Genomic DNA, 21,528 nt, shown 5'->3' with positions numbered 1-21,528 from the left:
GCCGTAACTGCTACGCCTGATATCTGCACTTGTCAACTAACATGTTAGAATGATACCAACGCACCATGACCAGACATCACGACATCGATGCCGCGCTTATGCCCGAAATCACCACGACCGAGGGCTCGCTTACTCAACGCGTTCACAACGCGATAAAACAGGCCATTCTGGCACTGGATTTTCCACCAGGGGCCAATCTGCGCAAAGCCCCTATTTGCGAACGCCTGAACGTGTCGCGCGCACCTGTGGCCGATGCAATTGCGCGTCTGGCAGCAGAGGGGCTGGTGGATGTGGTGCCACAATCAGGAACCCGCGTTTCCTATCTTTCGATGGAGGAAATCCGCGAAGGAACATTTCTGCGGGGGGCGCTGGAACTTGCCACGGTCGCCAAGGTCGCCCGCGATCTGACCGAGGATCAGCGCAAGCGATTAAGCCGCAACATGCGCCTGCAAGAGTTGTTGATCGAGGATGAAGACATTCCCGGGTTTTATCAGGCGGACGAAGAATTCCACAATTTGTTGATGGAGTTCACCGGGTATCGCCGCCTTGCCGGTGTGGCCCAAACGGTATCACTGCAAGTCAGTCGCGCCCGGATGTTGCTGCTGCCCACCCCCGGCCGCATTTCTGAAACGCTGGCAGAACACCGGGCGATATTCGACGCGATCTGCGACCGCGACGAGCAGACCGCACAAGATGCCATGCGTCATCACCTGGGCCAGTTGATGCCACGCATCGAGGTGCTGCAAAACCAGCAGCCCCACCTATTCAACCTCACAACCAGTACGACAAGCGAGGCAGAATGACCGTTTCCCAAACAGAACTGCTCAACAATCGAACGGATCGACCTGTTCCTCTGACCCGCATGGGCTTTGGCGGCGCGCCGCTTGGAAACCTGTATCGCAATGTCACGGATGAAGACGCGCAAGCCGCACTACGGGCGGCGTATGACGCGGGCATTCGGTTCTTTGACACAGCGCCTCAATACGGGCTGGGACGTTCCGAGTACCGCTTTGGCGAAGCCATCACCCGGTTTGGCCGCGATAATATTCAGCTTTCGACCAAAATCGGGCGCCTGTTGCTGGATTGCGAGCCGCATGAGGTCACGCCCGAGGCTTTCGTCAACGTCCCGCAAAAGCGCATCGTATTCGATTACACCTATGACGGGGTAATGCGGTCCTACGAGGCCAGTCGCCAGCGGATCGGCGTGGCAAATGCCGACATTCTGCTGGTGCATGACGTCTGCGTGTTCTCACAGGGCAGTCAGGAAATGTCTGACGCCAAGGTGCGCGAATTGTTCGACGAAGGGGGCTACAAAGCGCTGGTTGAATTGCGCGACGCTGGAGAAATTGCCGCTATTGGTGCGGGCGTGAACGAATGGCAGGTCTGCGAGAAACTATTGGGTCTGGGCGATTTCGACGGGTTTCTGCTGGCAGGTCGTTACACATTGCTGGAACAAGAGGCATTGGACAGCTTTCTGCCCCTTTGTGAAAAACGCGATGTGGGGATCATTCTGGGCGGGCCTTATAACTCGGGCATTCTGGCCACCGGAGCGGTGTCCGGTGCCAAATACAACTACGCCGATGCCCCTGATGAGATTTTGAACCGCGTGCGCAAAATCGAGGCTGTCTGCGCGGCGCATGACACACCTCTCATCGCTGCCGCATTGCAGTTTGTTCTGGGCCATCCTTGCGTCAAGACGGTAATTCCGGGCGCGGTCAGTGCCGCTGAGGTGCGGGCCAATGTTGCGTTGCTGGACCGCGACATTCCGTCGGGATTGTGGGCAGATCTGCGAACCGAAGGCCTGATCCGACCAGACGCGCCGCTGCCAAGCGAGGCTGCCAATGCTTCGTAACATCGACCCGATCCTGTCACCCGATCTGCTTTATGCGCTGCGCGCCATGGGACACGGCGACGAGATCGTGATTGCGGATGCAAATTTCCCCGGCTCCAGCAGCGGGCCGGAATGTATCCGGGCCGACGGATCTTCGGCCAGCGCAATATTGAGGGCCATTCTGTCCATCATGCCGTTGGACACTTTCGTGCCCGACCCGGCCTTGACCATGCAGGTGGTTGGCGATCCGGACGCCATCCCCGACGCGGTTGCGGACTTTCAGAACATTATCAACACAACAGCCGACAATCCGGCCCAAATACAGGGGCTGGAACGGTTCGCGTTCTATGATCGGGCTGCAAACGCCTTTGCCATCGTCCAGACCGGTGAGCGCAGACTGTATGGCAACATCATTCTGAAAAAAGGCGTCATCGGATGAGGATCGACGCCCATCAGCATTTCTGGAAGCTGGCACGCGGCGATTATGGCTGGTTGACGTCCGATCTGGGCGCGATTTACCAGGACTTCACCCCGGATGATCTGGCCCCCCTGCTCGCGGCCGCCGGGATTGATGGCACGGTTCTGGTGCAGGCCGCCCCGACCGTGGCCGAGACGGAATACATGCTGTCTCTGGCCGATCAGTCCGCGTTCGTCAAAGGTGTTGTTGGCTGGGTCGATTTCGAAGCTTCGGATGCGCCCGCACAGATCGCCGCACTGGCCGCGCATCCGGTTTTGGTGGGGCTGCGTCCAATGATACAGGACATTGCCGATCCGAATTGGATGCTGGGCGATGCCCTGACGCCAGCCTTTGCAGAACTGCAAAAGCGCGCTTTGATCTTCGACGCCCTGACCCTGCCCCAGCATCTTGGTCCGCTCAGGCGCCTGCTTGAGCGTCACCCCGATATGCGAGTTGTCATAGACCATGGCTCGAAGCCGATGATACGGGATGCGCTCATAACAGAATGGTCCAGAGATATGGCCGCACTGGCCAGCGAAACAAAGGCATGGTGCAAGCTCTCTGGTTTGGTCACCGAGGCGAACGCAGATTGGACGATCGAAGACCTGCGGCCCTATGTCGATCACTTGCTGAACACGTTCGGCCCATCGCGCCTGATCTGGGGCAGCGACTGGCCGGTTTGCACATTGGCCAGCACCTACGAGCGCTGGCTTGAAACCACCGACAAACTGCTTGGACAGCTGAACAGCGCGGAACGTCAGGCGATTATGGGTGGCAATGCCGCCCGCGCTTACAACCTCGGGGAATGACATGACACCTGCATTGGACCCAAACGGGCTGTGGCTCGGGCGTATTGAACGCGCCGGAATCGGCCCCTGCATTGTCACGCTACGCAACGGACGTGTCGTCGACATTACCTCAAAAACGGCGCCAACCGTTCGGGATGTTCTGGAACGCGACGATGCGGCGGATTACGTCCGTTCAGCCCAAGGCGAGGATGTTGGCCCGCTGGACGCAGACCATCGATGGCTTGCCCCCTGCGATCTGCAAGCCGTCAAGGCTTGTGGCGTAACGTTCGCCGGGTCCATGGTGGAACGCGTGATCGAGGAACAGGCAGCAGGCGACCCCGCCAAGGCTGACGCGATCCGGTCACGCATCGGCGACCGGATCGGCGACAGCCTGTCAAACATCGTACCGGGATCGGACGCCGCAGCGCAGGTCAAAGAAGCTCTGATCGGCGAAGGCCTCTGGAGCCAGTATCTTGAGGTCGGCATCGGTCCCGACGCCGAAGTGTTTTCAAAGGCGCAGGTTCTGTCCTCAGTAGGTTTTGGCGCAGAAATCGGCCTCCATCCAATCTCGACCTGGAACAATCCTGAACCCGAAATCGTGCTGGCCGTGACCTCCAATGGTGAAATCAAAGGCGCGACCCTGGGCAATGACGTCAACCTGCGTGATGTCGAAGGGCGTTCGGCCCTGTTGCTGAGCAAGGCCAAGGACAACAACGCCTCATGCGCGATCGGGCCGATGATCCGACTGTTCGACGAAAAATTCACATTGGATGATGTGCGCCGGGCAGAGTTGACGCTGACGGTAACGGGGCCGGATGGATTTGTCCTGAACGGCAACTCCTCCATGTCCCGGATCAGCCGCGATCCCGCCGATCTTGTAGGTCAAACCATTGGTCGCCATCACCAATATCCCGACGGATTGATGCTGTTTCTTGGAACGTTGTTTGCGCCTACGCAAGATCGTGATACGCCCGGCGGTGGTTTCACACATAAACTGGGTGATATCGTCACCATCGCCAATGACCAGCTTGGGGCACTTACCAACACGGTGCGCCTGTCAACCGATTGTCCGGAATGGACTTTCGGAGCGTCTCACTTGATGCGAAACCTCGCCCAACGCGACCTGATTTGAAAGAGAACTGAACATGTTGACCGGAAAACACTTGATCGCTGGCGAATGGGTTGGCTCGGACCATAGTTTCGCCTCCGAACCCGCACATGGCCCAAGTCACGACTTTTTCGTAGGGACATCGGCGCTGGTGGATGCAGCCGTTGAAGCCGCGGAAGAGGCATTCGCCACATTCGGCTGGTCGACACGCGCCAACCGCGCCGCGCTCCTGCGTAAAATAGCGGATGAGATTGATGCGCGTGGCGACGCGATTACGGAAATAGGAACGCAGGAAACCGGCCTGCCCGAGGCGCGCCTGCAGGGCGAACGTGGACGCACCGTTGGCCAGTTGCGCCTGTTCGCCGACCATATCAAGGCCGGGGATTATCTGGATCACCGCCACGACCCTGCCATGCCGGACCGCGCGCCCCTGCCCCGCCCCGACCTGCGCATGATCCAGCGCCCTCTGGGTCCGGTCGCGGTGTTCGGAGCATCGAACTTTCCGTTGGCCTTCTCGGTCGCAGGGGGTGACACCGCCGCAGCACTGGCCGCCGGTTGTCCGGTGGTCGTCAAGGGCCACTCGGCGCATCCCGGCACCGGAGAGATCGTGGCCCAGGCCATCGACGCGGCCATCAAGGCAACAGGCACGCATCCCGGTGTGTTCTCACTGGTGCAAGGCGGCAAGCGCGATGTGGGTACACGTCTGGTGCAACATCCTCTGATCCGTGCGGTGGGCTTTACCGGCAGTCTGGCTGGCGGGCGCGCGTTGTTCGACCTGTGCGCCCAGCGCGACGAACCCATCCCGTTCTTCGGTGAGCTTGGCTCGGTCAACCCGATGTTCATTCTGCCGCACGCTGCTGCGGCGCGCGGCGCCGCGATCGGCACCGGCTGGTCGGGCTCGCTGACCATGGGCGTTGGTCAGTTCTGCACCAACCCCGGCATCGCGGTGATCATCGACGGGCCGGACGCAGATGTGTTCCAAGAGGCAGCCGAAGCAGGGCTATCCGCAGTAGGCAACCAAACCATGCTGACCCCTGGGATTGCAGATGCCTATCGCGACGGCGTCGCCCGCGTCGCCGCTGGTACGGGAGTGTCTCAGATCCTGGGTACCAGCTGCGATACACGCGATGCCGCCCCTTACCTGTTCACCGTTTCGGGGGACGATTGGCTGGCTGATCACAACTTGCAGGAAGAAGTTTTCGGCCCGCTTGGCATCGTTGTCCGAGCAAGAGATATCGGACAGATGCAGCAAGTCGCCCGCGCCATCGAAGGTCAGTTGACCTGCACCCTGCATCTGGATGATAGCGACACCTTGGACGCCCGGGCCTTGCTGCCGTTGCTTGAACGTAAGGCGGGGCGTCTTCTGGCCAACAGTTTCCCCACCGGGGTCGAGGTCTGCGACAGCATGGTACATGGCGGCCCCTATCCCGCATCGACCAACTTCGGCGCGACCTCCGTAGGCACACTTTCGATCCGGCGCTTCCTGCGGCCTGTTTGTTACCAGGACATCCCGACAGACCTGCTGCCGGAGGTATTGTAAGGCCGCGCGGCGGTCTTCATTGTATCGGCCGCGCCACGGTTGAAATAACTGATTAGAGAGAGGGATGCCAAAGACATCGGTCCATGCGGTCTTGTAAGACTTGATGCAACTCGGCGTCCCTCAAATCACGCAGCAGCGGCATCCGAAGCTATCGCAGTGCTGACAGATGCACGAGTTGCCTCTCACGACAATCAGCCCCCGCGAATACATTCGGTGTTTTGCGACGAGCGCGGCGAATTTCCTGCATCTCGATATTGCACCCTTCGGATCGTCCTTACGTTCAGACAAACGAATGGACTGCTAAATTCGGATATACCTACTACGCATAGGAGCAGAGCTTGGATGTCGTCAGCTTTGCTTTCACCAGGGCCTCGGCAAACGTGACGGCGCAGGCCACCCCATCCACTACAGGCAGGCCGAATTCCTTGGACAGTTGAGACATCAGGTCGGTCATACCTGCACAACCCAAAACGATGGCCTCGGCTCTGTCCTCATCAATGGCCGCGCGAATTTCACCCCGGATAATGTCGATTGTATTGGGATCGTTCTCTTCCAGTTTTAGCACCGGTACGTCTGAGGCACGTACCCGAACACAGCGGCGATCCAACCCATAACGCAGCAGGTTGGCTTCCAATCCGGCCAATGAGCGTGACAACGTGGTGATGACGCTGAATTTGGGACTGATCATAGACGCCGCATGATATGCGGCCTCTCCCACACCGATGACGGGGGCCGAGGTGATACAGCGCACCGCGTCAACACCGGTGTCATCGAAACAGGCCACTACAATGCCATCGACATCCGGATACTGCCTGACGACGTCCAGCAGACCGGGAACGCATGTTGAAACGTCCAGATAACCCTGAATACTTGGGGGGCCGTCTTGTGAACTGGTCGCAATGATCTCGGTATCGGGGCTTGCGACAGCGCGGGCGGCGGCCGCAATCTTTCGGGTCATGGAACCGGTGGTGTTGGGATTTACGACAAGCAGTTTCATCACATCCTCACACTTCCCCGCCCAAATAGGCGGCCTTGATCCGCGGGTCGGTCAAAAGCTCTTTTGAATTGCCCGAGATCACCACGTTTCCAGTGGTCAACGCATAAGCCCGGTGCGAGATCGAGAGCGCCATGCGTGAATTCTGTTCGACCAACAGCACCGAAACACCCTCATCGCGATTGATCGCCACGATCGAGCGGGCAATGTCCTGCACCAGCTTGGGCGCGATCCCCAGCGAAGGTTCATCCAACAGCAGCAGGCGCGGCTTTGCCATCAGCGCTCGCCCGATCACCATCATCTGCTGCTCACCGCCCGACAGGGTTCCGGCCGACTGGCCATAGCGCTCTTTCAGACGTGGAAACCGTTCCAGCACCGAGTCCAGGGTGCGCTGAACATCTGCTTTGTCCGAACGGGTAAACGCCCCCATCAACAGATTGTCTTTTACCGACATATAAGGAAAGACGCGCCGCCCTTCCGGCACCATGGCGATGCCCTTGGAAACGATCTCGGCCGGGTTTGCTCCGGCAATATCCTCGCCCTCAAACGCGACTGAACCAGATTTGATTTTCGCCAGCCCCGTAATTGCCCGCAGGATCGAACTTTTACCTGCACCGTTGGCACCGATCAGGGCGACGGTTTCGCCTTGCTCAAGATCAATCGACACTCCCTTCAGGGCATAGACATGGTCGTAGTAGAGTTCGACATCCTTGAAATCCAACATCTTTGTCATGGCTCAGATCCCGATCTCGTCATCAGCGCTGCCCAGATAGGCTTCGATGACCTTTTCGTTGTTCTGGATTTCTGCAGGGGTACCTTCGGCGATCATCTCACCAAAATTCAGCACGACAATCCGGTCCGAGATGTTCATCACCGCGGGCATGTCATGTTCCACCAGCAGCACGGTAACGCCCCGATCATCGCGTACCTTGCGTACGAGGTTGACCATTTTCATGGTCTCATCGTGGTTCATCCCGGCAAAGGGTTCGTCCAGCAACAACACCTTGGGGTCAGTGGCCAAACCAATGGCAATGCCCAGCGCGCGCAGGTTGCCCTGCGGAAGGTTCGACGCCTGTTCGTTGGCGATCTCGGTCATGCCGAGGAAGTCGATCAGATCGTCGGCATATTGCCCAAAGCTCTCAACGTCTTCATGGGCCATTCTGGTGCCCCAGAAATATCCGGCCAGCGAAGCGCGGGCACGCAGATGCTGGGCAACAATAATGCTTTCGCGCACGGTCATGGATTTGAAGATCGTCGTCTCCTGAAACGTGCGGACCACACCCTTGCGGGCCACCACATGCGGTTTCAGGTTTGAAATCCTCTCTCCCTTGAACAGAACCTCTCCTGTTGTGGTTGGCAGGAAGGACGAGATCATCTTGAACAACGTGCTCTTGCCCGCCCCGTTTGGTCCAATCACCGAAAGGATCTCGTTCTCATTTACGTTGAACGAGATATCGCTATTGGCCGTCAGGCCGCCGAATTTCTTGGTGACGTGGCGGACTTCCAGAAGATGGCTCATTTGTCCGCTCCTTTCTTGCCCGGCAACCGCAGGCTGAGCAGCCCGTTGGGCAGGAACAGCATCAGGATGATCAGCAAGCTGGAATAGGCGAGCAGTTGGAAGCGGCCGAGTTCAAACAGCAGGTCCCAGCCAAAGTACAGAACCAGCGTGCCCAGCATCGGGCCGAACACATAACCCAGCCCACCCAGGAAGCAGTTCAGCATGAAATTCACGCTGTCGGCGACTTGAAAACTGGAGGGATAGACCGATTGCGCGATCGACCCGAACATCGCGCCGCCGATACCACCCAGAAAGGATGAGATCGCAAATATGACGATCCGGATGTATGAGATATTCACGCCGATTGAGCTGGCCAGTTCTTCATTCTGCTGCATCGACCGGCACAGATGACCAAGACGGGAATTCACCAGCCGATACATGGCGGCGAAGGTCAGCACCATCAGCACACAGGCCGTAAAGTAGAAGGCCAGTCTTGGGTTCTCGAGCGTGGCGAAATCCGGGATCAATGGGATGCCCAGGATCGATACCCCTCCTGGCAGCGGGATCGAGGTGATCCCCTTGGCACCATTGGTGATGGGCAAAGCAAGTGCAGTCAGGGTGACGACCTGCGTCAGCACCAGTGAGATCATCGCAAAGTAAACGCCACGCAGCCGCAGGATCGGCAGGCCGATCAGCACGGCGACTCCTGCCGCAAACAGGCCAGCCAGCGGCAGAGACAGCCAGAACGAGATACCTGCCTTCGTCACCAGAATGGCTGAAACATAGGCTCCGATCAGGGCGAATGCACCCTGGCCGATATTGATGCGCCCGATATAGAAGGTCAGCCAGACGCCCGCACTGGCGATGGACAGCAGCGCCACCGACGTCAGCGTATAGTACAGGTCAGATCTCCCGGACGCTGCGATAAAGCCGGGGACCGCGATGAAGATGGCCAGCAGGAAGACCATCAAACCGGCCCATTGGATCAATGTAAGCTTCGGCACTGTGCTAACCCCACGGTTTACCCATCAGGCCCTGTGGGCGGATGGCCAGGAAAATCATCAGTGAAACGAAGATCAGCAGATAGGTGATATCGCCATATTGCGAGAGCACTGCCAGACCGATGGCTTCCATGAAGCCCAGAATGATCCCGCCTGCAATCGCACCGGAAATCACACCCGCGCCACCGATCATAACCATCATGAAGGCTTTGATCGAAGTGGGGCCACCCATGCCAAGGTTCACGCCGGTAATCGTCACCAGCAATCCGCCAACCAGACCGGCCAGCATTGCCCCCAGCGCAAACCCGATCATGGAGTACCGCTCAACATTCACGCCCATCAGTTGCGCGGCCGTTCTGTCCTGTGCCAGCGCGCGCAGGGCGCGACCGGTTTTGGAGTACTGCATGAACAGGATGAAGCTGACGATAGACAGAATGGCCAGAACGCAGATCAGAATTCGGTCATAGGGCATGATCAGCTTGAAATCCCAGTTGAAGACGCCGTTGACGATCTTGGGAACTCCGCGCTGTTTTTCGCCAAAGACCAGCAGGATGACCGCGTCAAACAGAAAGGCCAGCCCCGCCGCCAGCAGCATTGTGCTTTCTTCGCGGGATGATCGTCGGATGACCGGCGCGAACAGAAACCGCTCGATCAACGCGCCAAGCACGGCCAGGGTGATACAGGACGCCAGCAGCGCAATGACGAATGGCCAGCCGAGTTGTCCGTAGAAGGTGTAGGTGACAAAACCGCCGAGAACATACATTTGCCCATGTGCAAAATTCAGTACGTTCATCAGGGCAAAGATCAGCGTCAGACCCAGGGCGATCATCGCATATTGCGCCCCCAGATAGATGCCATTTGCTAGTATCTGTTCCATGAGAGTCCCGCATAAGGTTCGGGTTTCCCGGGCTGATCATCAGCCCGGGAGAGTGGATTGCTCGTTAGGTTTATACCTTGCCAGGAGGGGTCGCTTCAGTCGACTTCTGCCACAAAGAGCGTTTCAAACGCCCCATCCTGATAGACATTCACCACCAGCGGGACTGCGATCTGACGCTTTTGTCCGAACGATGTTGTGCCGACATAGCGCATCTTGGCGTCCCCCTTCATGAAGGGGTTCGGCGCTTCGAACGTATCCATTGTGGTTTGGAACGCGTTCACGTCGTCAAGGCCCGCTGGGTTGGCGTTCAATGTCGCCAGAATGTATTCCAGCGCATAAACTTTGGTGTTCGACTCGTCGTTGTATTCACCGAACATGTCAGTATAGCGCTTGACGAACTCTTTCATGTCATCCGATGCGATCTCGGGTGTCGAAGCACCGCCAACGGAAATGAAGCCATTGGCCAGGTCCCCTGCCCCTTCGCGCAGAACCGTCGCATCCTGCGCGGTTTCGGTCGAGATGATGCCCTGAAAGCCAAGCTCGCGCGCGGATCGGATCAACTGAGGCGCGTTGGCCGGAGAGACCCCGGACAGAACCAGCAGATCAGGTTGCGTGCGCATGACAGGCGTCAGAACCGGGGTGAAGTCCGTAGTGTCCACCTGATAGGTTACGTTGTCCGACACGACCTCAAGCCCCAAAGATTTGGCGGCCTCAACGCCACCGTCCCGTTGGCTCAGCGGGTCGGATTCGTTTGCGGCAACAAACGCCACGGTCTTTACGCCCTTTTCATCCCGCAGATGCTTATAGATCGCGGGCCCGGACTGATAGTTGGCGACCATGCCCAAAACAGCGTTCGAAGCCGGAGCTGTATAAAGCTCTTTCGGGAAAGCATACGGGAAATACATGATCCCCTGTGCTTCGGCTACGGGGCGTACCGCGGCGGCACCATCATCCACGTTGGGCCCGACCACATAATGGATGCCTTCCTGCGCCATCTTTTCCATACCGGCGATTGCACGTTTGGGGTCTTTCTGATCGTCAAACGACACGATTTCGATGTCATAGGTCGTGTCGCCGATCTGATAGCCACCGGCTTCGTTGATCCAATCGGCGCGCGCTTCCATTGAGCGTTGGTTGGATATCCCCCAGGCCGCCGCCGGGCCCGAAGTTACACCAACAAAGCCGATCTTGAGAACCGGGTTTTCCGCCCAGGCGGCCGATCCCATCACGGACATAACCAAAGCCAGAGCAGCCGATGTCTTCATCAGATTTCTGCGTTTCATTCTTTCCTCCCTATTGAGGTTTCGACGCCTCTTGCGGGCGTTTGAACAATCAAAAAGTCACAGGTCGAATCCCGGTGATGCCAATCAGTTCTGCATTGTTAACAATCTTTGTCAACATTTATCGTTTGCGTTACTATTGATATTGTTAACATGCGGGCAATATATTGTCAGAAGAAGACCCTGCGGCTATTAACAATCTTCAACCCATTTCCACCGATGCGGAACGAGATGACGAACGCAACCGACCAGAAGCTCGACACTTTGCACACTGATCCAGACGAACAAATGATTGTGGATCGGATCTATTCCGCCGTCATGGAACAGAAGCTGGCACCCAGAACCAAGCTGAGCGAACAAACCTTATGTGAGACCTTTGGCGTAGGCCGGATGCGCGTTCGCCGGGCCTTGTTGCTGTTGAGCAGTCAGGGAATCGTGGAACTGCGCTCAAATCGCGGTGCCTTTGTCGCCTGCCCAAGTCCCAACGAGGCCCGCGAGGTTTTTGAAGCCCGCCTGATGATCGAAACCAGCATCGTGCGCGAGCTGACCCGAGAGATCAGCAGCGCGGGCGTCAATGCGTTGCGGGATCATATCAAAAAAGAAGACGAGGCTCGGGCAAGGAATGACCAGACTGAAATCATCAAACTTTCTGGCGAGTTTCATGTCGAGTTGGCCAAATGCCACAAGAATTCTGTGCTTACCCGCGTCGTTCGGGAATTGGTGACCCGGTCGTCTTTGATTGTAGCCCTATTCGGAACCAACAAAGACTCGTCCTGCCCCGATGATGAGCACGCGTCGATCATTGAGGCTATTGTAAGCGGTGACCCCCAATCCGCGGAGAACAGCATCCAGCACCACCTTCTCCATGTCAAAAACTGTCTCGATCTTGAGCAAACCCAGAAGGTCGAACCTGATCTGGCCAGGATTCTTACTGGGCGCATGTAGTTGGCTTTGAACGCGTAAACGCCCCGACAGGGCGCTTTAAACTCACATTGACCTATCAGGACCAGCGAGTGGTTCAGCCTGCCGATAACCCCAAATAGTCGCGCAGTTCTGGCGGCGGATTCTTAAACAGCTGCGATGTCTCTGAGGGTGTGTGCGCACGGCCGCTGGCGACCAGAACAGTCTTGCTGGCGATCCGCTGCGCGTCCTGCGGGTCGTGGCTGACCATCATCAAGGTCGTTCCCGTCTCCGCCAACAGATCCGCGACAAGATCAAGCATCTCGACCTTCAGGGCAGGACCCAAGGCGGCAAAGGGTTCGTCCAGCAGCAATAGCTGCCGTCGCTGTACCAGAACCCGCGCCAATGCCACGCGGCTTTGCTGCCCACCCGACAACTCGGCCGGTTTTCGCGCGCCAAATCCGGACAGCGCAACGCGCGCCAGCGCGGTTTCGACCAACGATTGCTCCTCCTCCGACAGGCGTCCGTTCGGACGCAGACCCAACGCAACATTTTGTGAGACAGTCAGATGCGGGAACAGGTTGCCGTCCTGAAACAGCATCGCCACTGGGCGCTTGCCCGGCGCAAGATCGGAGATCGGTTTACCCCGCCACAGGATTTGCCCTTGACTGAGGTCACGAAACCCGGCGATCGCCTCAAGCAGCGTCGACTTGCCCGCCCCGGACGGGCCGATGATGGCAACGCTGGCACCGGCCTCGACCTCAAAATCAGCCTGTATCGAAAAACCGCCATTGTTGATGACGCAACCGTCAAGTTTCAGCATGCGCCCGCCCTCCACGATCCAAAAGCCAGAATGCGCCCATCGACAGCACCAAAAGCAACAGTGCTGCACCCGCTGCGGCCTGCATCTGATAAGCGCCCATCAGGCGGTAAATCTGCAACGGCAAAGTTGCAATCTGCGGATCGGCAAACAGGGCGATTACGCCCAAATCTCCCATCGACAAAGCAGCTGCAAGCCCTGCGGCAAAGCCGATCTGCGGACGCATACGCGGCAGCAGAATGCGCAGGAAAAAGGTTCTTCTGTTCATGCCTAACGACAGCGCCAGCCGCCCGTGCCGCGAGACCACATCGCGCGCTGAGGGCACCAGAATGCGCAGAGCAAATGGCAAGGCCATGACGGCATTCACCAGCGCCGTCACTGGCAGCGCGAACGCCGTGGGGTTGGCCACCGGACGGATCAGGATGAACAGGCCCGTGCCGATCACCAAAGGCGAAGCGGCCAGGCCTAGAATGCCGCTGATTTCGACAATTCCGTACCGACCGGCTGCAACAGCCATGGCCATGGGCAATGCCAGCATCAGCAGGGCCATCGTGCTGGCGATGGCGACAAGGATCGAAATCAATGCCGCACGGAAAACCAAAACTGGCATCTCGAAAATGCCCGAAGCTCCGGAAATCACTACAGCTGCCAGTGGCAAAAGCAGAAAGGCCGTCGCAGCGATGATCCAGAACCCATCGAACAGGGGCGCGCCACCGTCCCAGCGGCGAATGGGTCGATCCAGCCCACTTCCGAAGCCGTCGCCGCGCGAAAACCTCAGTGCGGCAAAGGCAGCAGCGGCTGTCAGGGCCAGTTGCAGCGCAGACAACAGCGCCGCCCGGCCCAAGTCGAATTCATAGGTAAAGGACTGATAGATCGCCAGTTCGATGGTCGTGGCGCGCGGTCCCCCACCCAAGGTCAGGGCGACGGCAAAGCTGGTCAGGCAAATCGCAAAGATCACCGCCAGCACGCCAGGCAGAATCCGCTTGAGCATCGGCAATTCGATCAGGCGGAACATCGTTCTGCTGTCACAGCCCAGTTGCGCGGCCAGACGAAACCTCTCAGCAGGGATTTCCTGCCACGCCTGCAAGACCAGACGCGTGGCCAGCGGCAGGTTGAAGAACACATGCGCCAACACAACGCCATGCAACCCGTAGATCCGTATCGGCGGCAGACCAAAGAGGCCCAGGACATCCGAAATCCACCCCGCGCGGCCAAAGACCTGCAACAACCCAAAGATCGCCACGATAACCGGCAGAATAAACGGTGCACCCAACAGCGCGATCAGGGCACGCCGCCCCGGAAATCGCCGCCGGGCCAGCGCGCGTGCCACCGGTATCGCCAATGCGACACTGAACAGGGCAGACAAAACCGCCTGCACAAGTGTGAAACGCAAAGCCACCCAATCCGCCGGGCCGAACCCACCGGCCGTATCAGCCCGCAGCGCAACAGCGGCCAGAGTCCCAAGGATCAGTGCAGCGACCAGAGTCGCCGCACCGATACCTGGCCAGGGACTTACTGGCTGAGCGCGCCCAGCCATTCCGCAAGCGCCTGATCACGTGCCACCGCGGCCTCTTCCGGAGAATACAGCAGCGATTTTTCTGGTTTGATCAGCGTGTCGAACCCATCCGGCAAACCGGACGCCGGGGTCACCGCCGGATACATCCAATTGGTGGTTGGAATGATCTGCTGAAACGCATCCGAGACCATGAATCGCAGGAACTGATCCGCCAGTTCTGACTGATCTGTTCCAGCCAGTTTGGCTGCAACTTCCACCTGCATGTAGTGGCCTTCGTCAAACGCGGCAGCCGCTTTACTGGCATCTTCTTCGGCAATCAGGTGATAGGCGGGCGACGTGGTATAGCTGAGTACCATATCCGCCTCACCCTCAAGGAACAGACCATAGGCTTCGGACCAGCCCTTGGTCACGGTCACGATATTGTCGGAAAGACCGGCCCAGATTTCCGGCGCTTCATCGCCATAAGCCGCCTTGACCCATAACAACAGACCCAGACCGGGCGTGGATGAGCGTGGGTCCTGAATGATGATCTTGGAGTCGCCATCGGCCAGTTCACGGAAATTCGCAGGTGCGCCGGCATCCGCATTATGGACAAAGGCAAAATATCCCCAGTCATACGGGGCAAACACGTCATCCGACCATTCGATGGGCAGCGCGTAGTCGGCGGCAATCGGGCTTGGTGCAAACAGACCGGTTTCCTTGGCTGCGGTGATCAGGTTCGTATCCAGCCCCAGCACCACATCGGCGTCCGAGTTTTCGCCCTCAAGCCGGATACGCGACAGCAGCGCAGCGCCGTCCTCGACGCCGACAAGGTTCAGGTCGCAGTCACAGACTGCCTCGAACGCTTCTTCTACTTTGGGGCCCGGACCCCAATCCGAGACAAAGCTGTCATAGGTATAAACGGTCAGCTGAGGCTTGTCGGCCGCCACGGCCGTTGTTGCACTCAGAAATCCCGCAGCAATCAGCAGATGTTTCATGTCATCCTCCATTGCGACGAGAGGGCAAGGATGGATGAACCGTCACCTTTCCCTCCGCCGGTTCTAGCCGGTTCAGGTTCAACGGGTTCGCCGATGGCATCTCAGCGTATTGATCACGCACCCCGAGGTAAGGGCTTGACTAGGTGGGAACGGATCAAAAGACAACCGGATTCTCGGTCTTTTGTGCCAGTCTTTGCTGGTCGGAATTGGATTGTATCAGGGGGCAGCCAAAACCATCTATATATCCGCGCGTATGACACCCGTCGGATCTCGGAAGCGAAGCGCGAATCCGGCTGACGAGATTCGACCCTGAATCGACGCGACCGACTCAAGCCACCGCAACAGATCCCCTTCAGAACGGACACGGCTGTATCCACAACCCATTGGCACCTTTAGTTTCTTCAATACATATAAAAATGTATAGACATATTATCATTTAATGTAACTATAAAAGTTAGGGTTGGACGCAATAGCCGTTCTTGAATAGGTTTGCCGCGCAGTTGGCAAGCGCAAGTAAGCATAGCGACCCGGGATGGAAGCGAAATTGATTGCAGCCCGGTCTGGCCACCGAACGGAGCGAATCCGACGATGGTAAGACCCTGACCTTCAAGCTTCGTGAAGGGGTCAAGTTCAGCGACGGGGCCGATTTCGACGCCGAGGTGGCGAAATGGAATCTGGAACGTTGGATGGGCAAGGACGATTTCAGCTGGATCGGCGTCTCCGACGCGATGGAATCGATAGAGACCGAAGGCTCGCACTGGCTGATCATCAACCTGAAACGCCCGGTTCCCGTTGCCTTGCTGGAACTGACCATCGTGCGCTTCCTGTCGCCCAACGCGGCGAATGCGGATGGCAATCAGACCGCGCCCGTAGGCACCGGCCCGTGGATGGTGATCGAAAATGACAACGCAGGCACCAAGCTGGTGCCGAACCGGAATTACTGGGGCGACGCGCCTGCCTTTGAAGCCGTCGAGCTGAAAGTGGTGCCCGATGAGCTGTCGCGCTCGAACGGGTTGCGCTCGGGCGATCTGGACGTGATCGGCGGTGACTGGGTGTCGCCCCTGTCGCCGCGTCGGGCGCGGGCGATGGAAAAGGCCGGGGACGCCACCGTCGTGGCCGAGCAGGGCACGACCGGCGTGTCACTGACCTTCTCGCCGAAATCGCCCAAGCTGCAGGATGCGCGGGTGCGCAAGGCGATCTCGCATTCCATCGACCGCAACGCCATCGTGGCGGTGCTGTATGAAGGCTTCGCCGATCCAATCAACAACGTCTTCCCCGGCGTGATCCCGGAAAGCGGCTCGCAAAACGAGGTGCCGACCCGCGACATCGAAGGCGCCAAGGCGCTGCTGGCCGAGGCCGGGTGGGAACAATCCGGCGGCGGCTGGACCAAGGATGGCGAGACGCTGGAACTGGAACTGATGTTGTCCGAAGAGGCGCTGCCCGGTTCGCGCCGTCTGGCCGAAATGGTGCAGGGCATGATCTCGGAAAGCGGGATCAAGGTGACCGTGTCTTCGGTGGATAACGCCACCATCCACGAACGCCGCCCGACCTTCGAATACGACCTGACGTTCATGGCCACCTTCGGCGCGCCTTACGATCCGCATGGCACGCTGGGCAACCTGTTCCTGTCCAACGTGGACAGTGGCCCGGACGGCAAGTTCTATGCCCACCCGGATCTGGACCCGCTGGTTCTGGCCGGGCTGGAAACCAGCGGTGACGAGCGCGCGGTTGCGATGCAGGCGATCCACGACTGGCTGTATGACAACACCGCCGTGGCACCTCTGGTCGCGCCGCAGCGGCTGTGGGCGCATTCGGCGCGGGTACAGGATTTTGCGTTACCCGCCACCGATTACGATATTCCCGGTCAGGGCCTGTCGCTGAACTGATCGGTCGATAGGAGACGCACGTGATGCTGAAGCTGTTCACACGGCGCACGGCGCTGGCCATCGGGATGATCCTGGCCGCGTCGGCACTGACATTCGCCATCATTGCCGCCGCACCCGGCAATGTAGCTGCCCTGATGGCCGAGCGTGTCGCCGGCCCATCGGCTTCGGCGGAACTGGTCGCACAGATCGAGGAAGAGCTGGGTCTGAACGACCCGCTGCCCGTCCGCTATGTCCGGTGGCTGGGCGATGCCCTGACCGGCGATCTGGGCATCTCACTGCGGTCCGGCAAACCAATCGGGCGGGAGTTCGCCGAACGCCTGCCCGTGACCGCCACCCTGCTGATCTGGGGTGGCGTGATCGCCTTTTTCCTGACGCTGCTGGTCGGGCTTGCGGGCGCAATCAGCAATGGCGGCTGGGTCGATAGACTGCTTAGGGCGTTTTCGCTGCTGGCGGCCTCGACCCCTAATTTCTTTGTCGCGGCCCTGCTGGTGATCCTGTTTTCGGTCACGCTGGGCTGGCTGCCCGCCTTTGGCGGCGCAGGCGTGGCGGGTTGGATCATGCCCTGCCTGACCATCGCGCTGTTCCCCGGCGCGGTGCTCAGCCGGGTGGTGCGCGTCGGTCTTCAGGAAATCATGGCCCGCCCCTTCGCCACCACTGGTTTTGCCAAGGGCTATGGACGCTCGGGCGTGCTGCTGCGCGAAGCGCTGCCCAATATCGCGGTGCCATACCTGACCACCTTCGGCGCACAGTTCACGCTGATGATCATCGGCTCAATCGTGGTCGAGACGGTCTTTGCCCTCAAGGGCGTCGGCGCGTTCTTCATCGAGGCGATCCGGTTCCGCGATTTCGTCTCGATGCAGGCGATCCTGCTGACCTTCATCGTGTTCTTTGTGTTCGTGAACCTGTTCGTCGACCTGCTGTGCATGCTGATCGACCCCCGTATCCGGAGGCAGAAGAATGCGTAACCTGAAAAAATGGCCCTGGCTGGTGATCACACCGGTGGTCCTGTTCACCCTGATCGCCATTCTCGCCCCGTGGATCAGCCCCTATGATCCCACCACGCAGAACTATGGCGCCATCCTGCAGGGCCCAAGTGCCGCCCATTGGCTGGGCACCGACTATCTGGGCCGCGACATGCTCAGCCGTCTGATCAACGGCGCGCGGGTGTCGCTGTTTGCCATGTCGATGGTGCTGGCCTCGGCGCTGCTGATCGGCGTGGTGATCGGCCCGCAACTGATGCGGCAAGCGATGCGGTTGCAGGGGGTGAACAAGGCCAAAGGGCGCGAGATTGCTCTGGGGCTGTTGAAACGCACCGGCATCCCAGACCCCGAGGACCGCCATAACCGTTACCCGCACGAGATGTCGGGCGGCATGTTGCAGCGCGCGATGATCGCGCTGGCGCTGGCGGGCAACCCGCGCGTATTGATCGCGGATGAACCGACAACGGCGCTGGACGCCACCGTTCAGGCGCAAATCCTTGAACTGCTCAAGGACATCCAGCAACAGGAAGATATTGCGGTGGTGTTGATCACCCATGATATCGGCGTGGTCGCCTCGGTCGCTGACCGGGTGGCGGTGCTCTATGCGGGCCGGGTGGTGGAAAGCGGCACCGTCGCGCAGGTGCTGACCGCGCCGGTGCATCCTTATACGCAGGGGTTGCCGGCCTAGGTCCCCGATCTGCGCGCCGAGAGCGACGCGGTGTCCGAGGGCATCCCCGGATCACCCCCCGATCAGTCGCGGCTGCGCACCGGTTGCCCGTTCGATATGCGCTGTTCACGCACGCTGCCGATCTGTGGCGACCGCCGCCCGGCGGTGATTCCGGTGCCCGGAGACGGCACCCATGTCACGGCCTGCCATGCGGCGCAGGCGGAACTGGAAAGGGCCTGAGATGGAGACGCAAAACGCAATCGAGGTCCACGACCTGAAAGTCCATTTCCCCGGCAGCGGCCCCGACCGGATGGTGCGCGCGGTGGACGGCGTTGACCTGACCGTCGCACGCGGCGCCTTTCACGCCATCTTCGGCGAATCCAGCTGCGGCAAGACCACACTGGCGCGCACCATGGTGGGGCTGCAACCGGCCACATCCGGATCGGTACGCATTCTGGGACAGGATCTGGTCGCCGGGCTGCGCGACCGCAAGGCGCTGGCAAAACGGATGCAGTTCGTGTTCCAGAACCCGCTGGGCGCGCTCAGCCGACGACAGACCGTGTATCAGTCGTTGGAGGAGCCGCTGTCGATCCACGGTGTCGGTGGCAAGGAACGACGCGCACGCATCGCCAAGCTAATGGATCTCGTCGGGCTGCCTGAAAGCGCCGGCGAGCGCCTGCCGCGATCCCTGTCCGGCGGACAGAGGCAGCGTGTGGCCATTGCTCGTGCCCTGATGCTGGAGCCCGAGATTCTGATTTGCGACGAACCGCGTTCGGCGCTGGATGTTTCGATTCAGGCACAGATCGTAAAACTGTTCGTGACCCTGCAGCAGGAGCTTGGTCTGACTGTGGTGATGATCTCGCACGATCTGGCAGTTGTGCGCGAAATGTGGAGCGATGTGACGGTGATGTATCTGGGCCGCGTGATGGAGATGGGCGCGACCGAGACTCTGTTTGGCGACGCCCAGCACCCCTATACACAGGCGTTGCTGTCCTCGGTTCCCTCACCCGACCCGCGTGTCGAAGCGACACGGCAGCGCATCGTGCTGCAGGGCGACCCGCCAAGCCCGATGGATCCGCCACCCGGATGCCGGTTTCAGACCCGCTGCCGCCAGGCACAGGACCTGTGCCGCCAAGAGAGTCCGGTGCTGGACTATCACGCTTCGGATCACGCGGTCGCCTGCCATTATCCGGGCCCGGTCGAAACCTTGTTGCAGACATCCGGCGATTGACGGGCAAGGACGCAGTACGCGATGAAAGAACAGCCCAATGGGGGCGAGCCCCCCATTGCGCATTCTGTTGACCGCAAGAGCGATTTCATTACGATCTGCCCAAATCCACCTTATGCAGGGAGACGTGATGAGCCACTCTCTCAGGACCAAGCTGGACCGTCTCGGACCAAACGCGCTGTCGAAGCTTGAAACCGTCGGCTTTGACAGCAATCGTATGCGCCGCAGCCTGCCGCCCCTGCAAACTTTGGTCGCGTTCGAGGCGGCTGCGCGGCTTGGCAGTTTTACCCTGGCCGCCGCCGAGCTCAACCTGACCCAACCCGCCGTCAGCCAACAGGTAAAACTGCTGGAACACAGGCTTGAGGTGGCGCTTTTCCGGCGCAGCAACAATCTGATCGTTCTGACTGAAAATGGCGAGCGTTTCAGCGCGGCGGTTTCCGCGTTGCTGGATAACCTGAGCGAGAGCGTGCACGAGCTGACCCCGAATGAGGGGCGCATGACGCTGACCGTCAGCATGCTGCCCTCTTTCGCTTCGACTTGGTTTGCGTCCCGATCCGGGCGCTTTGTGGCGGCGCACCCGCAGATCGACCTGATCGCCCTGTCTACGGTGGCCAAAACCGAGTTTGGACAGGAAGGCGCCGACGTCGCCATCCGATGGGGCCCCGGTGGTGCCACGGGTCTGTATGAAGAACGGCTGATCAATGAAAACCACGTTCTGATTGCGGCGCGCGACGTGGCAGAACACATCGGAGCAGACACCGCGATCACCGACCTGAAGCGGTTTCCGATGATCCACGACACCAACCACAGCGAATGGCGCCAAGTCATTGAGATCAATGGTGGCGCGCCTGAAGATTTTGAAAAGGGGCTGTATTTCGGCGATGCCAGCGCATCCCTGAACGCCATTGCCACGGGTCAGGGGATCGGCGTCACGCGCGATGTTCTGGCCGCTGATCTGTTGGCGCGAGGCGTGGTCGTTCCTTTGCCGTTCAAACAGGTACCCGGGCCGCATTCCTACTTTTTCCTCTGCCCAGAAACCCGTCTGGACCAGCCGCGCGTGCAAGCGTTCCTGACATGGTTGCGGGCTGAGATCGGCTCTGCCTAAGAAATTCTTTTGTGCCTCCCAAGCAGACAGCATTTGTCGCGGGGTCAGGATTTGAGGACACTCGGACAAACCATG

General features: G+C 59.3%; 22 protein-coding genes and 1 riboswitch. Of the genes, 13 read left to right on the top strand and 9 right to left on the bottom strand.

Going from position 1 to position 21,528, the window contains the following annotated elements:
- Positions 1 to 65: 65 nt before the first annotated feature.
- From ACR0K9_RS11410 to ACR0K9_RS11385, 6 genes are read left to right on the top strand one after another with little or no spacing between them, the layout of a single operon-like run.
- Complete coding sequence (locus ACR0K9_RS11410) at positions 66 to 803, top strand: GntR family transcriptional regulator (RefSeq protein ID WP_480823269.1); 738 nt, start codon at positions 66 to 68, stop codon at positions 801 to 803.
- Complete coding sequence (locus ACR0K9_RS11405; protein ID WP_480823267.1) at positions 800 to 1,852, top strand: aldo/keto reductase; 1,053 nt, start codon at positions 800 to 802, stop codon at positions 1,850 to 1,852. The genes ACR0K9_RS11410 and ACR0K9_RS11405 overlap by 4 nt, the downstream gene beginning before the upstream one ends.
- Positions 1,842 to 2,270, top strand: a complete 429-nt coding sequence (locus tag ACR0K9_RS11400) for an RbsD/FucU family protein (RefSeq protein ID WP_480823265.1) — start codon at positions 1,842 to 1,844, stop codon at positions 2,268 to 2,270. Before ACR0K9_RS11405 ends, ACR0K9_RS11400 begins: the two co-directional genes overlap by 11 nt.
- Positions 2,267 to 3,097: an amidohydrolase family protein gene (locus ACR0K9_RS11395; protein WP_480823263.1), complete on the top strand. Its 831-nt coding sequence runs from the start codon at positions 2,267 to 2,269 to the stop codon at positions 3,095 to 3,097. Before ACR0K9_RS11400 ends, ACR0K9_RS11395 begins: the two co-directional genes overlap by 4 nt.
- A gap of 1 nt (position 3,098) precedes the next feature.
- Entirely contained in the window at positions 3,099 to 4,208 is a 1,110-nt protein-coding gene (locus tag ACR0K9_RS11390; protein ID WP_480823261.1) for a fumarylacetoacetate hydrolase family protein, read from the top strand.
- 13 nt (positions 4,209 to 4,221) lie between these two features.
- Complete coding sequence (locus ACR0K9_RS11385; protein ID WP_480823259.1) at positions 4,222 to 5,724, top strand: aldehyde dehydrogenase (NADP(+)); 1,503 nt, start codon at positions 4,222 to 4,224, stop codon at positions 5,722 to 5,724.
- A gap of 319 nt (positions 5,725 to 6,043) precedes the next feature.
- On the opposite strand, the gene ACR0K9_RS11380 is transcribed toward ACR0K9_RS11385, so the two are convergent.
- The 6 genes from ACR0K9_RS11380 to ACR0K9_RS11355 all read right to left on the bottom strand — a co-directional run bounded on the left by ACR0K9_RS11380 (position 6,044) and on the right by ACR0K9_RS11355 (position 11,377).
- Complete coding sequence (locus tag ACR0K9_RS11380) at positions 6,044 to 6,721, bottom strand: aspartate/glutamate racemase family protein (RefSeq protein ID WP_480823257.1); 678 nt, start codon at positions 6,719 to 6,721, stop codon at positions 6,044 to 6,046.
- Between the two features lie 7 nt (positions 6,722 to 6,728).
- Positions 6,729 to 7,451, bottom strand: coding sequence for an ABC transporter ATP-binding protein (locus ACR0K9_RS11375; RefSeq protein ID WP_480823255.1), 723 nt, complete (start codon positions 7,449 to 7,451; stop codon positions 6,729 to 6,731).
- Between the two features lie 3 nt (positions 7,452 to 7,454).
- Positions 7,455 to 8,237, bottom strand: coding sequence for an ABC transporter ATP-binding protein (locus ACR0K9_RS11370; protein WP_480823253.1), 783 nt, complete (start codon positions 8,235 to 8,237; stop codon positions 7,455 to 7,457).
- Positions 8,234 to 9,184: a branched-chain amino acid ABC transporter permease gene (locus ACR0K9_RS11365; protein ID WP_480823533.1), complete on the bottom strand. Its 951-nt coding sequence runs from the start codon at positions 9,182 to 9,184 to the stop codon at positions 8,234 to 8,236. Before ACR0K9_RS11365 ends, ACR0K9_RS11370 begins: the two co-directional genes overlap by 4 nt.
- A 40-nt stretch (positions 9,185 to 9,224) precedes the next feature.
- On the bottom strand, positions 9,225 to 10,094 hold the full coding sequence (locus tag ACR0K9_RS11360) for a branched-chain amino acid ABC transporter permease (RefSeq protein WP_480530723.1): 870 nt from the start codon (positions 10,092 to 10,094) through the stop codon (positions 9,225 to 9,227).
- 95 nt (positions 10,095 to 10,189) lie between these two features.
- Positions 10,190 to 11,377, bottom strand: coding sequence for an ABC transporter substrate-binding protein (locus tag ACR0K9_RS11355; protein ID WP_480823251.1), 1,188 nt, complete (start codon positions 11,375 to 11,377; stop codon positions 10,190 to 10,192).
- Between the two features lie 108 nt (positions 11,378 to 11,485).
- Between ACR0K9_RS11355 and ACR0K9_RS11350 the strand changes: the two genes are divergently transcribed.
- Complete coding sequence (locus ACR0K9_RS11350) at positions 11,486 to 12,319, top strand: GntR family transcriptional regulator (RefSeq protein ID WP_480823249.1); 834 nt, start codon at positions 11,486 to 11,488, stop codon at positions 12,317 to 12,319.
- A gap of 73 nt (positions 12,320 to 12,392) precedes the next feature.
- On the opposite strand, the gene ACR0K9_RS11345 is transcribed toward ACR0K9_RS11350, so the two are convergent.
- The 3 genes from ACR0K9_RS11345 to thiB are packed head-to-tail and all read right to left on the bottom strand — an operon-like array spanning position 12,393 to position 15,587.
- Positions 12,393 to 13,097: a thiamine ABC transporter ATP-binding protein gene (locus ACR0K9_RS11345; protein ID WP_480823247.1), complete on the bottom strand. Its 705-nt coding sequence runs from the start codon at positions 13,095 to 13,097 to the stop codon at positions 12,393 to 12,395.
- On the bottom strand, positions 13,084 to 14,631 hold the full coding sequence (locus ACR0K9_RS11340; RefSeq protein ID WP_480823245.1) for a thiamine/thiamine pyrophosphate ABC transporter permease ThiP: 1,548 nt from the start codon (positions 14,629 to 14,631) through the stop codon (positions 13,084 to 13,086). The genes ACR0K9_RS11345 and ACR0K9_RS11340 overlap by 14 nt, the downstream gene beginning before the upstream one ends.
- Positions 14,607 to 15,587, bottom strand: coding sequence for a thiamine ABC transporter substrate binding subunit (thiB, locus tag ACR0K9_RS11335; protein WP_480823243.1), 981 nt, complete (start codon positions 15,585 to 15,587; stop codon positions 14,607 to 14,609). The genes ACR0K9_RS11340 and thiB overlap by 25 nt, the downstream gene beginning before the upstream one ends.
- Before the next feature lie 31 nt (positions 15,588 to 15,618).
- Positions 15,619 to 15,722, bottom strand: a riboswitch (TPP riboswitch).
- A 413-nt stretch (positions 15,723 to 16,135) separates the two neighbouring features.
- Here thiB and ACR0K9_RS11330 point away from each other — a divergent pair.
- From ACR0K9_RS11330 to ACR0K9_RS11305, 6 genes are all read left to right on the top strand, one after another.
- Positions 16,136 to 17,473: an ABC transporter substrate-binding protein gene (locus ACR0K9_RS11330; protein ID WP_480823241.1), complete on the top strand. Its 1,338-nt coding sequence runs from the start codon at positions 16,136 to 16,138 to the stop codon at positions 17,471 to 17,473.
- Between the two features lie 23 nt (positions 17,474 to 17,496).
- Positions 17,497 to 18,438 (top strand): ABC transporter permease, encoded by a 942-nt coding sequence (locus ACR0K9_RS11325; protein WP_480823239.1) that lies wholly within the window; start codon positions 17,497 to 17,499, stop codon positions 18,436 to 18,438.
- Entirely contained in the window at positions 18,431 to 19,141 is a 711-nt protein-coding gene (locus tag ACR0K9_RS11320) for an ATP-binding cassette domain-containing protein (protein WP_480823237.1), read from the top strand. The genes ACR0K9_RS11325 and ACR0K9_RS11320 overlap by 8 nt, the downstream gene beginning before the upstream one ends.
- Positions 19,142 to 19,150: 9 nt before the next feature.
- Positions 19,151 to 19,360 (top strand): hypothetical protein, encoded by a 210-nt coding sequence (locus tag ACR0K9_RS11315; protein WP_480823531.1) that lies wholly within the window; start codon positions 19,151 to 19,153, stop codon positions 19,358 to 19,360.
- 1 nt (position 19,361) lies between these two features.
- Positions 19,362 to 20,351 carry an ABC transporter ATP-binding protein gene (locus ACR0K9_RS11310; RefSeq protein WP_480823235.1) on the top strand — a complete coding sequence of 330 codons (990 nt, stop codon included), beginning with the start codon at positions 19,362 to 19,364 and terminating at the stop codon, positions 20,349 to 20,351.
- Positions 20,352 to 20,478: 127 nt separating this feature from the next.
- Positions 20,479 to 21,453: a LysR substrate-binding domain-containing protein gene (locus ACR0K9_RS11305; RefSeq protein ID WP_480823233.1), complete on the top strand. Its 975-nt coding sequence runs from the start codon at positions 20,479 to 20,481 to the stop codon at positions 21,451 to 21,453.
- Positions 21,454 to 21,528: the final 75 nt, after the last annotated feature.

The sequence above is a fragment of the Ruegeria sp. L12 genome, assembly GCF_056531745.1.
The sequence above is the reverse complement of the archived record's forward strand: the minus strand, read 5'-3'. Positions and strand labels throughout refer to the sequence as shown.